Genomic DNA, 10,587 nt, shown 5'->3' on the forward strand with positions numbered 1-10,587 from the left:
ACCGTCGAGGCGGTCCATGTTGGCTTCGGTGGCGTGGCCGGCGTTGGCGCCTTTGATCACCGCTGTGCCGGTGTCTTCGTTGTCGACTTCATCCCAACTCAGCATCGAAATATTCCTTCAAGGTCTGTTCTGACGGGGTGTGAACCCCGTCCAAAAAATAGGTGATTTGCAGGCATCAACGCATTGAAATAGTGCGCAGAGTGTGGTCAGTAAACACCGATGTCTCACACTATGTAGTGGTCTGCATTGTTAGTGGGCACACTATATGGTGTGTAACAACGTTGGTCAACGCAGCAGGCCGGTTACGTCGTCGCACCCTGCGCGCGCAGCCTGACCTCGGCACAGAGCCCGCCCTGCGAGCGGTTGCTCAAGGTCAGCGAGCCACCGATTGCCACGGCCAACTGCTGCGCGATCGCCAGGCCCAGGCCTGTGCCGCCGGTGCCGCGATTGCGCGAGCTTTCGACCCGGTAGAAGGGCTGCAGCACCTGCGGCAGTTCGTCTTCGGCGATGCCCGGTCCATCATCCAGCACCTTGATCGACAGTTCGCCGTCAGCCATGGCCGCGACTTGCACGTGGGCGGAACCGGCGAATTTGAGGGCGTTGTCCACCAGGTTCACCAGTATCCGGCGCAGCGCGTGGGGGCGGGTGTCGAGCACCGCCGCGCTCTTGCCGCTGAGGGCGACCTGTTTGTGCATGTCCTGGTAGTCGAACACCAGGCTGTCGAGAAAGGCGTCCAGGTCGATGCGCTGGCTGGTCTCGCTGGCGCCGTGGACGCTGCGCGCGTAGGCCACGCCTTCGCGCACCAGGTGCTCCATTTCCCCCAGGTCGTTCCACAGTTTGTCGCGGTCGGTGGAGTCTTCCATGAACTCGGCGCGCAGCTTCATGCGGGTAATCGGCGTTTGCAGGTCGTGGGAAATCGCCGCGAGGATCTGCATGCGTTCCTTGAGGTAGTCGGCGATGCGTTGTTGCATGTGGTTGAACGCCGCTGCGGCATGGGCCACTTCGGTGGGGCCTTTTTCGTCCAGGGGCGTGGGGTGGGCGTTGGGGTCCAGGGTTTCCACTGCGCGGGCCAGGCGCGCGAGCGGGCGGATCGCCAGGCGCACCGCGAACCCCGTACAACCCAACAACAGCGCCAGCTGCAGTACCAGCACCACCGGCAGCCAATAGGCCACGGGGACGGCGGCGGGACGCACATCAACAGTGACCGGGCTGCCGTCCGCCAGGGTCAGGTGCGCCTGGAAGTGCGGCCGCGCCCCGGGGATATTTCGAAACGTCAGCGTGTAATGCGAACCCAGCGCCTCGGCAATCGAGGTGGCGGCCATGGGCATGTCATCGCTTGAGAAGGGCTGGCCTGGTTCGCCGGCGTTGAGCAGGTAGCGGTAATTCTGCCGGTTCAGGCGGGGCAGCCAGCTGGCGCGCTCATCGGCGGGCAAGCGGTCCAGAATCGCCACCGAGGTGGCCACATCGTTTTCCAGGTTGCCCAGCATCGCCGTGCGCGCGCTGATGTAGCGCTCGTAGAACTGCGCACTGAACGATAATCCATGGGCGCACACCAGGCTGATCAGGAAGATCAGCGACAGTTGCGACGCCAGGGTGCGGGGCCAGCCCAGCCGCCAGCTCATTGGTCGGCCTCGAGGATTTTGACCGGCAGCGAGAACACGTAGCCTTCGCTGCGCACGGTCTTGATATACGCCGGCTCACGGGCGTCATCCAGCAGGCGTTGGCGCAGGCGACTGACCAGCAGGTCGATGGAGCGATCGAACAGGTCGGCGTCACGGCCCTGGGTCAGGTTGAGCAACTGGTCGCGATTGAGCACGCGTTGGGGATGGTCGAGGAACACGCGCAGCAGGCGGTACTCGGCGCCACTCAAGGCCACCAGCGTGTCGTCATCGTCGAGCAGGTGGCGCGCGGTGGTGTCCAGGCGCCAGCGGCCGAAGCGGATCAGCCGCCCGGTCTCGCTGACCACCAGGTTGGGCGGCAGCATCCGCGTGCGGCGCAGCACCGCATTAATGCGTGCCAGCAGCTCTCGGGCGGCAAAGGGCTTGACCAGGTAGTCGTCGGCGCCCATTTCCAGGCCGATGATGCGGTCGGTCTCGTCGTTGCGCGCGGTCAGCATCAGCACCGGCGTAGTTTTGTGCTTGCCCACCCGCAATTCGCGGCACAGCTGCAGGCCATCGTCGCCGGGCATCATGATGTCCAGCACGATCAGGTCCACGGGAGTGGTCTCCAGAAAGCTGCGCATCTGCCGGCCATCGGCGACCACGGTGGTGCGCATGCCGTTCTTTTTCAGGTAATTGCCCACCAGTTCACGGATCTCCCGGTCGTCATCGACAATCAGGATGTGATCGACATGATCCATGCTGCCTTCCTCGTTGAATGCTCGTTGGAGCGCAGTCTAGCGACTGTCATCCGCGTTGCCTTGTACGCTTTGTATTGCAGTGTATCTGTCGCCGGATGGATACACGGTGAAGCAAAAAACCGTCTCGGCGCGATCAATCTCCGGCCTTGCCGGCTCCGCTGCGCAGCAAGGCCTCGAAGACCCGTTGCACGCGCGGTTCGTCGCTGTGGGCCACGTTGAAACGCATCGAATCGCGGTGGGCGGGGTCGTAGCCGAACAGCGCGCCCGGCGCCAGCACCATGCTGCGTTTCAAGGCTTCCTGGGCCAGCAGTTCGCCGTTTACGCCCGCCGGCAGGCGCGCCCAGATGAACATGCCGCCCTCGTAGGGCATCGGCAGTTCGCAGCCGCAGCGCCTGAGCCATTGCTCCACACGGCCGCCGGCCTCCACCAGCCGCTGGACCATGCGCTTGCGATGCTTGGCGTAGCTGCCTTCACTGAGCATGCGATAGACGATCTGCTCGAACAGCTCCGAGGTCACGCCGCCGCTCATCAGCTTCATATTGGTCAGGTTGGCCGCCAATTGCGGCGCGGCCACCACGTAGCTGACGCGGGTGTTGGCGCTGAGGATCTTGGAGAACCCCGACAGGTAAGTCACCTGTCCGAGGCCGGCGAGGGTCGCCAGGCGGGGCGGTGGGTTGGGGTGCAGGTCGCCGTAGAGGTCGTCTTCGACGATATGGCAGTGGTAATGCTGGGTCAGTTGCAGCAGACGGAACGCTTGGCTCGGGCTGAACGAATGACCGGTGGGGTTATGCAGCACGCTGGTGGTCAGGTACAGGCTGGGGCGGTGTTCGGCCAGCAACTGTTCAAGGGCGGTAAAGTCGAAACCGTCCGGGCGACGCTGGATGGTTACCACCTTGACCCCATGCAGCGCCAGGTTGGCGTGAAAGTTGAAGTAGCACGGCGCGTCCAGCAATACCGTGTCGCCGGGGCGCGCCAGCAGGCGCATGAGCATGTCCAGGCCCTGCACGGTGTTGGGCGTGGTGATGATCTGCTCGACCGGCACCGACAGGCCTTCACCGTGCAACTTGTGTTGCAGGGCCTGGCGCAGCGGCAGCAGGCCTGCCGGCGTGCCCAGCCCGGCAATCCGCAGCGACGGCGCGCGCACTACGCTGCGCATGGCCTGGCGAATGGCCTCGCCGTTCAGCCAGGCTTCGGGCAGGTGGCCGCCGCCGGGGCGCAGTTCGCCGCTGGCGGTGACCAAGGGGCGGCGCAGTACGCTGAGCAGGTCCTGAGGCAGCAGGTCGACCCAGGTGGCCGACGCCGGTCGCGCACTGTCCATCGCCACGAAGTAGCCGCGGCCCTGGCTGGAGGTCAGCAGGTTGCGCCCGCGCAGGCGGTCGAGGGCTTCGTTGAGGGTGAATTTGCTCACGCCCAGGATATGGGTCAACTCGCGCACGGAGGGCAGTTTGCTGCCCGGTGCCCACTCGCCGTTTTCGATGGCCTGGCTGAACGCCTCGACAATCTGCTGCACCTTCGGCGCGCCTTCCACAAAGGCGATGGCGGATACGAACATAAACCTTCCTTGTCTTTGCCGGTGGTTTTACCGGTGAAGTTAGGCCGGATTAGGCATCACTTTACCTGCCTTGTGCAACGCCACTCCCCTAGACTGCGCGCCATCTCGCCCGGATATGGCGATTTTCCCTACAAGTGAGCAATGGATTCTGCATTTCTTATGACGACTTATATGTGCGCACCCTGTGGCTTCATGTACGTAGAAGCATTGGGCATTCCGGAGGACGGAATCCCGGCGGGCACCCCTTGGGAAGAGGTGCCCGAAGACTGGACATGCCCGGACTGCGGCGTGACCAAGGCCGATTTCATGGCCATCGAACTCCCCGCTCACGCCTGACCCTCCATCAACGAAAGGAATCGCTCCATGGAAAGTAAACTGATCACGGGTGCCGTACCGTTCTGCACCGGCGTCGCCCACCAGAAATACCTGAGCGCCGAGCAAGGCCTGCAGACCGCCGTTGAAGGCGGCTGCACCCACTGGTACATCGACGGCAGCCTGTTCGGCGAAATGGTCGACGACTGGACCGAGGCGCGCATTGTCAGCCTGCAGGAACAGATCCAGGCCAGCGGGGTAAAACCGGTGTTCCACGGTAACTTCAAGGCGCCGCTGGGCAGCGATGTGCAGGCGTTCCGCGTGGCGGCGGTGGCGTACGTCAAGCAGGAGATCGACATCGCCAGCCGCCTCGGCGCGCCGCTGATTATCCACGGTGGCTGTATCGTCGAGCCGAAGATGGTGCTCAAGGCCAAAAAGGTTGCGCTGGAGCACTACCTGCAGTCGGTGCAGGAGTTGGCGCGATATGCCGAGGCCAAGGGCGTGGATATCTACCTGGAAAACCTGTCCAACTATGTCAACTACCGGCCATTCCACTACATCTTTACCCATGAAGCGGAATACGCGTTCGTGTTCGAACGTCTGCAGGCTCATCCCAACGTGTTCTTCTTTCTCGATGCCGGCCACGCCAACATCGAGAACGGTCTGCCGGCCGAGGTGGTGCGCAAATATCACCACTTGATCAAGGGGATTTCCTTCAGCAACAACAACGGCGTGCAAGACCAGCATTTCGGTATTCATGACGGCAACTGTGACTACGCCGACGTGATGCAAGCCGTCGTCGAAACCAACTGGAAGGGCCTGGTGGCCTTCGAAACCCGCAACCAGAGCGCCAAGGCGGCCCTGGCTGAGCTGGCGGTGATGTACCGCGAGTCCCTGACCACCGAAATCGCGGTGGCTTGATAAGTCCCGGGGCGGGCGCTGAACGGTCCGCCCCTTTGCTGTTGCTTCTCCCTAGCCAAGGTCCATGACCATGACAAGCGCGTTAACGCTCTCTTCGTTTCTCTACTTTCTGTTGTTTTGCGCCACCATGACGTTCAGCCCCGGCCCCATGACCCTGCTGCTGTTGAGCCTGGGCTTGAAGGACGGCCTGCGCAGCTCGATCCCGGCGCAGATCGGCGCCAGCGTGTCTTACCTGATTTCGATACTGATCTTTGCCGTGGGCTTCTCGGAACTGATCAAGGGCAACCTCGCCATCACCCAGACCATCCAGTTCGTCGGCGTGGCCTATATCCTGTACCTGGCTTATAAACAGTGGACCAGCAGCGGCGTGTCCATCGACAAGGCCGGCGCCGTGGAAGGCTCGCGCAGCCTGTTCGGCAAAGGGTTGCTCACCGGGTTTTCCAACCCCAAGACCATCATCATGTTCAGCGCGGTGTTCCCGCAGTTCGCCGGGGCAGGGGAGCACAGTTCGGCGACGGATATCGCCATACTGGGGCTGACGTTCCTGCTGTTGCAGTTCGCCAGCGGCTGCTTGTATTGCTACTTTGGCCAGCGCATCAAACACGTGCTGGAAAACCCCAAGCGCCGCGTGCTGTTGCAGCGTGCCACGGCCGTGCTGCTGCTGGGGGTGGCGCTGATGTTGGCGCGGGGTTTTTCCCACTGAGCAACGTCCCTGTCAGCAGTAGTGGCAATTTGCCGGTGCCCTGATAGACTCCAGGCATTCCTCCAGGATTGTCCTCATCATGCCCGCCATCGGAGGAAAAGGACTTCCGCTCGCCATTCGCCTTCACAAGACTCGCGCCTTCGGAATGGCCTTGGGCGTTGTGTGCGTGGTGTTCGCCATGTACCCCCTTAACCCGCCTGCGTGGGTGTGGGCCTGGATGCTGATCAATGCATTTGTCTGGCCCCATCTGTCCTTCCAATTGACCCTTCGCGCCAGCCAGACCCTGCGCAGTGAGCGTCGTCACCTGCTGTTCGATTCGTTCTGCGGCGGTTTCTGGGTCGGCGCCATGCACTTCAATCCGCTGCCCAGTGTCACCGTGCTGTCGATGATGTCGATGAATAACGTGTCCATCGGCGGGCCGCGTTTCGTATTTGCCGGCTGGTGCGCACAGGCCTTGGGCGTCGCTGCGGCGTGGTGGTTGATTGCGCCGGCGTTCATTGCTGTTACCACCCAGGCGCAGTTGTATGCCTGCCTGCCGATTCTGATGGTGTACCCGCTGGTACTTGGCTGGATCTGCTATCGCCAGGCCCAGAGCCTGTCCCGACACAAGCGCGAGTTGCTGGCCTTGAGCCGCACCGACAGCCTCTCCGGGCTGCTCAACCACGGGGCGTGGAAAGATCAGTTGGAGATCGAGTTCCAGCGCTGCCGTGCCGAGCAGCGAGGGGCGGCGATTGCCCTGATCGACATCGATCACTTCAAGCTTATCAATGACACCTACGGCCACGTCACCGGTGACATCGTGTTGCGCCAGCTCAGCAAAGTGCTGCGCCAGAACCTGCGCATCACCGACCAGGCCGGGCGCTATGGCGGCGACGAGTTCTGCGTGATCCTGCCGGACATGCCGCTCAACCGCGCCACCGAGGTCATGGATGCCTTGCGCGACCGCTTCAACGCATTGGCCTACGCCCAGGACCCTACATTGCGCGCGAGCCTGAGTATCGGCCTGGCGCCGTATCAGCCAGGGCATGCCGACTCCATCAGTTGGCTCAACGACGCTGACCTGGCGTTGTACCAGGCCAAGAACACCGGGCGTAACCGAGTCAGCGCGGCGCAGGGGAGTTGGTTGCGGTCGGTCTAGTGGGGTAGGGTGTGGCGTGCACCCTTCAACAACAAACAAGGATCGGTTCATGCATTTCAACTTCCCGCGCACCCTCCTGGCGGCCACCCTGGCTATGTCCTTCGCCGTACCTGCCTACAGCGCCGAACTTTATAAGCCGATCCACGCGGACGCCGCACAATACAAGGCCGAGGCCCTGCGACTGCTGGAGCGCCTGGTCAATATCGATTCCGGTTCAGGCTATGGCCCGGGCCTGACCCACGTCAGCGACATTGCGGTCGAAGAGCTCAAGCAACTGGGCTTCAACATTGAGCGGGTGCCGGATGCCGCCGCCGACAGCAGCCATGTGATTGCGACTCTCAAGGGGACTGGCAAGGCCAAAATCCTGCTGATGGCGCACATGGACACGGTGTTCAAGGAGGGCTCGGCGGCCGAGCGCCCGTTCCATATCAAGGACGGTCGCGCCTATGGCCCTGGGGTGATGGATGATAAGGGCGGTATTGTCGCCGGTATCTATGCGCTCAAAGTCCTGAAAAACCAGGGCTTCAAGGACTATGCGCAGATCACTTTCCTGCTCGACGCCAGCGAAGAGACCGGCTCGGACATAGCGTCGGAACTGATCCGCACCACCGCCAAGACCCACGACGTCACCTTGAACCTCGAACCCGGCCGCCCGGCCGATGGCCTGGTGGTATGGCGCAAGGGCAGCGCCACGGCGCTGGTCGACGTCAAGGGCAAGGCCGCCCATGCCGGCGTCGCCCCGGAATTGGGCCGCAACGCCGCCATGGAAGCCGCGCACCAGGTCCTGCAACTGGGCAAACTTGGGGATGCCGAAAAGAAAACCACCATCAACTTTACCGTGCTCCAGGCCGGCGACCGCACCAACGTCATCCCCGATCACGCCATGGCCAAGGCGGATGTACGCGCGGCGCTGCCGGAGGAATTCGACCGTATTGAAAAAGACCTCGCGCGAGTATCGGCCGACAAACTGATCCCGGAAACCGAAGTCACCACCACTCTCAAACGCGGCCTGCCGCCCATGCCGCAGACGCCGGAGTCGGACAAATTAGTGGCGATAGCCCAGGGGATTTATGGGGAGTTGGGTAAAAAGTTGACCATTGAAGGCAGTGGCGGCGCGGCGGACGCCAGCCTGTCCGCCGGGGTGGGAACGCCGACGCTGGATGGGTTTGGTATTGTCGGCGGCAATATCCATACCCCGGAGGAATATGCGGAGGTGGAAAGCGTGGTGCCGCGCGTTTATTTGTTGAGTCGAATGATTATGGAGCTGGCGAAGCGGTGACCGGACGTTAGGCCCGCTGACACCTACAGTTGAGCTTTTTTGTGGTGAGCAGGCTTGCCCTGCGTTGGGCTGCGTAGCAGCCCTAAACGTGGTTTTAAGCGCTGTCGCCTATGTTTGGAGATAGATAGTGGTGGTGTGAACTCAAGTATCGTTCAGATACTCGTGGGGTAGAGCCGGATTCTTGCTGTGCTCACTTGAACCCAACCTGTTTTTTCAGCTATCGGTTTCTCAAGGTCAATAAGGATGATTGAGTCGTTGATTTTTAATGCTGCACATTCTTCACCCTGATTTTTAATCATCTCAGCCGTTATTTGGGTGACGCCATTTAGAGTGGTGATATGTGGTGTTTTCTTGTTCGAAAGCTTGATGTTCTTCCCCCAGGAAAAAACATCATCCAGATCGAATTCCACATCCAGAATTTCATTGTTCTCTGGAGCGTTTCCGCTCCATAGCGCAGTGGCATTTCCAGATGGCGATTGGAATTTCACATATAAAGTGCCTTTCACAGAAAATGCTTCGGTAATATGTATTTTCATTTCACTTCTTCGATAGTGGGACTCTGACAACTGTGTTATCCACGTTCATTGTGTTGCTTTTAAGCTCTAGCGTCCACGCTTCCTCATGATAGTGATGTTTGCTCGGCTTACTGTTCATCTCATGAGCGCCGTAGCGAATACTTCTTTCCGCGTCGCTAGAAACTATTCTGTCACTATCAGGGGTGCCCGTTCTTGGGTGGATGTTTGAATGTGGCCCAGGCCCTAGAAACTTTTCCCATTTTTGAGTGGTTTCTTCCGGCTTAATAGGTTTGTTAGCATAAATTTCCTTGTGGTAGCCCATTACAGGCGCATTGTTTGTGCTGATTTGGCTTAGCGGTGTTCTTTTGTCGACAGTAGTTTTTATAAAATAGTTGTCAGCATTGCTGTTCGGCTTGCATTTATCTTCACCAGGGCATGGGCTTAGCCCCAGCGGATCCACCCACCCGGTAGGGTTAGGCACGTATTGGTAGGCGTTAATCCCACCCGCCAACTTCACCCTGTCCGGCGGGAGGTAGCGACCAATATCCGGATTGTAGTAGCGATGGCGGTTGTAATGCAGACCGCTTTCTTTGTCGAAGTATTGGCCCTGGAAGCGCAGGGGGTTGTCGAGGTTGCCTACGTCGAGGCGGACGATTTCGCCGTAGGCGCTGTGGAACAGGCTTGCCCTGCGTAGCGAGCAAGCTCGCTACCGGTGAATGCGGCTTATCAGCAAGGGCGGTGTTGGTTTATAAGATCAACTTCAACGCCGTTTTCAAACTTTTAGCGCAGCTTCTTTTTGGTAACTAATAAGGCAGTTAAGTAATGTTTTCATGAAGCTCCTCTTGTCGATTATGTCGTCGTTGAAGTAAGTGTCGAACAAGTGGAAAACAGATTCAAAGTCTTGATCTGTTGATAAATAATGCTTGATAGTTTCTATGAACCAAAGCTGCTCATCTTCTTTGTATGATAAGAATTCTGGCTTGGTTAAAGTATTAAAAAGTTCTGAAAGTTCCGTTTCGTCGTTTACGTTTTTTGATACAATGATTTTTTCTCGCTCTAAATTTGTTGTGTTTTCTATGCAGTAAGTAAATAACAGTCCTTGTAGTATCTGTAGATCTGGTTTGTTTTTCATTGTTCAAACTCCGTATAAGCAGTGATTGGTTTTCCTTCTCTGTTTAAATGTACAATGGCTTTTGACTGCTCTCCATATTCAAGACCCTCTCTCTTATAGCCCTCGCCGACAATTTTTCCCATGTCCATCGGTCTTGGGGATGTCGCTCTGCCATTTAGGTTGAATATTAAAATTGCTCGTTCTATTGCATTGAATTGATCTCTATGGCTAAGGAAGTGCGTAGCTGCGCTTGGAAGTCTAGGCTGTCCCGCTCTTCTACCTCTTTCGAAGATCTCGATTTCGCCGGTGCTGGGGTTCCTAGCTGTTTCTACACGATCAAGCTGGGATTCTAATGATGTCTGAGCTCCGTGTTTTTCTAAGAAGTGTGCTCCGGGAATTGAAGTCTCCAGTTTCGATAAATGTCGGTGCATGTTTGACTCTGCAAGCTCATCAATCCTCGCCTGTCGCTCCAGGCGTGTCAGTTTCGGTAAGTCTGGTTCTCTGTGATTGACTCTTTCCGCAGAGTTTTGAGCTGCAGAGGTTGGATTGCAACCTTGCGCACCGGGACAAGAGTTCAACCCCAGCGGATCCACCCATCCCGTCGGATTAGGCACATACCGATACCCATTAATCCCACCCGCCAACTTCACCGGGTCCGGCGTCAGGTAGCGGCCGATATCCGGATTGTAGTAGCGAT

At 59.0% G+C, this 10,587-nt stretch carries 11 protein-coding genes and 1 pseudogene; 5 read left to right on the plus strand and 7 right to left on the minus strand.

All coding sequences use genetic code 11. The features are described 5' to 3' along the window. Nucleotides 1-302: 302 nt before the first annotated feature. The 3 genes from QRN10_RS23715 to QRN10_RS23725 all read right to left on the minus strand — a co-directional run bounded on the left by QRN10_RS23715 (nucleotide 303) and on the right by QRN10_RS23725 (nucleotide 3,911). Nucleotides 303-1,622, minus strand: coding sequence for an ATP-binding protein (locus QRN10_RS23715; RefSeq protein ID WP_285429288.1), 1,320 nt, complete (start codon nucleotides 1,620-1,622; stop codon nucleotides 303-305). After that, complete coding sequence (locus QRN10_RS23720; RefSeq protein WP_181079663.1) at nucleotides 1,619-2,359, minus strand: response regulator; 741 nt, start codon at nucleotides 2,357-2,359, stop codon at nucleotides 1,619-1,621. Before QRN10_RS23720 ends, QRN10_RS23715 begins: the two co-directional genes overlap by 4 nt. A 133-nt stretch (nucleotides 2,360-2,492) precedes the next feature. Then, complete coding sequence (locus QRN10_RS23725; RefSeq protein WP_285429289.1) at nucleotides 2,493-3,911, minus strand: aminotransferase-like domain-containing protein; 1,419 nt, start codon at nucleotides 3,909-3,911, stop codon at nucleotides 2,493-2,495. Between the two features lie 159 nt (nucleotides 3,912-4,070). On the opposite strand from QRN10_RS23725, the gene QRN10_RS23730 reads away from it, so the two are divergent. From QRN10_RS23730 to QRN10_RS23750, 5 genes are all read left to right on the plus strand, one after another. Next, nucleotides 4,071-4,247, plus strand: coding sequence for a rubredoxin (locus QRN10_RS23730; RefSeq protein WP_181079665.1), 177 nt, complete (start codon nucleotides 4,071-4,073; stop codon nucleotides 4,245-4,247). 27 nt (nucleotides 4,248-4,274) lie between these two features. Continuing rightward, entirely contained in the window at nucleotides 4,275-5,144 is an 870-nt protein-coding gene (locus QRN10_RS23735) for a sugar phosphate isomerase/epimerase family protein (protein ID WP_253507139.1), read from the plus strand. A 70-nt stretch (nucleotides 5,145-5,214) separates the two neighbouring features. After that, complete coding sequence (locus QRN10_RS23740; RefSeq protein ID WP_253507142.1) at nucleotides 5,215-5,847, plus strand: LysE family translocator; 633 nt, start codon at nucleotides 5,215-5,217, stop codon at nucleotides 5,845-5,847. Between the two features lie 79 nt (nucleotides 5,848-5,926). Further along, nucleotides 5,927-6,985, plus strand: a complete 1,059-nt coding sequence (locus QRN10_RS23745) for a diguanylate cyclase (protein ID WP_181079668.1) — start codon at nucleotides 5,927-5,929, stop codon at nucleotides 6,983-6,985. A 49-nt stretch (nucleotides 6,986-7,034) separates the two neighbouring features. Beyond that, nucleotides 7,035-8,264: a M20/M25/M40 family metallo-hydrolase gene (locus tag QRN10_RS23750; RefSeq protein WP_266249093.1), complete on the plus strand. Its 1,230-nt coding sequence runs from the start codon at nucleotides 7,035-7,037 to the stop codon at nucleotides 8,262-8,264. 152 nt (nucleotides 8,265-8,416) lie between these two features. Here the strand turns inward: QRN10_RS23750 and QRN10_RS23755 are convergent, their stop codons facing one another. The 4 genes and pseudogenes from QRN10_RS23755 to QRN10_RS23770 all read right to left on the minus strand — a co-directional run. Continuing rightward, a complete protein-coding gene (locus QRN10_RS23755) occupies nucleotides 8,417-8,800 on the minus strand; it encodes a hypothetical protein (RefSeq protein WP_181079670.1) in 384 nt (127 codons plus the stop codon). Nucleotides 8,801-9,176: 376 nt separating this feature from the next. Then, a pseudogene (locus QRN10_RS23760) lies at nucleotides 9,177-9,461 on the minus strand (RHS repeat-associated core domain-containing protein); the annotation flags it as partial. A gap of 90 nt (nucleotides 9,462-9,551) precedes the next feature. Further along, the gene (locus QRN10_RS23765; RefSeq protein WP_253507149.1) at nucleotides 9,552-9,911 is read right to left on the minus strand and encodes a hypothetical protein; all 360 of its coding nucleotides are present in this window, start codon (nucleotides 9,909-9,911) and stop codon (nucleotides 9,552-9,554) included. Next, the coding region (locus QRN10_RS23770) for an RHS repeat-associated core domain-containing protein (RefSeq protein ID WP_285429290.1) at nucleotides 9,908-10,587 on the minus strand (680 nt) is incomplete at its 5' end. The genes QRN10_RS23770 and QRN10_RS23765, both read right to left, overlap by 4 nt.

Origin of the sequence: Pseudomonas sp. lyk4-R2A-8 (assembly GCF_030209095.1) — a bacterium.
Lineage (GTDB): Bacteria > Pseudomonadota > Gammaproteobacteria > Pseudomonadales > Pseudomonadaceae > Aquipseudomonas > Aquipseudomonas quebecensis.

What these genes read in the sequence shown, in the direction of transcription:
- QRN10_RS23715 (WP_285429288.1), bottom strand. Translation starts at nt 1,622, where the DNA reads ATGAGCTGGCGGCTGGGCTGGCCCCGCACCCTGGCGTCGCAACTGTCG.
- QRN10_RS23720 (WP_181079663.1), bottom strand. Translation starts at nt 2,359, where the DNA reads ATGGATCATGTCGATCACATCCTGATTGTCGATGACGACCGGGAGATC.
- QRN10_RS23725 (WP_285429289.1), bottom strand. Translation starts at nt 3,911, where the DNA reads ATGTTCGTATCCGCCATCGCCTTTGTGGAAGGCGCGCCGAAGGTGCAG.
- QRN10_RS23730 (WP_181079665.1), top strand. Translation starts at nt 4,071, where the DNA reads ATGACGACTTATATGTGCGCACCCTGTGGCTTCATGTACGTAGAAGCA.
- QRN10_RS23735 (WP_253507139.1), top strand. Translation starts at nt 4,275, where the DNA reads ATGGAAAGTAAACTGATCACGGGTGCCGTACCGTTCTGCACCGGCGTC.
- QRN10_RS23740 (WP_253507142.1), top strand. Translation starts at nt 5,215, where the DNA reads ATGACAAGCGCGTTAACGCTCTCTTCGTTTCTCTACTTTCTGTTGTTT.
- QRN10_RS23745 (WP_181079668.1), top strand. Translation starts at nt 5,927, where the DNA reads ATGCCCGCCATCGGAGGAAAAGGACTTCCGCTCGCCATTCGCCTTCAC.
- QRN10_RS23750 (WP_266249093.1), top strand. Translation starts at nt 7,035, where the DNA reads ATGCATTTCAACTTCCCGCGCACCCTCCTGGCGGCCACCCTGGCTATG.
- QRN10_RS23755 (WP_181079670.1), bottom strand. Translation starts at nt 8,800, where the DNA reads ATGAAAATACATATTACCGAAGCATTTTCTGTGAAAGGCACTTTATAT.
- QRN10_RS23765 (WP_253507149.1), bottom strand. Translation starts at nt 9,911, where the DNA reads ATGAAAAACAAACCAGATCTACAGATACTACAAGGACTGTTATTTACT.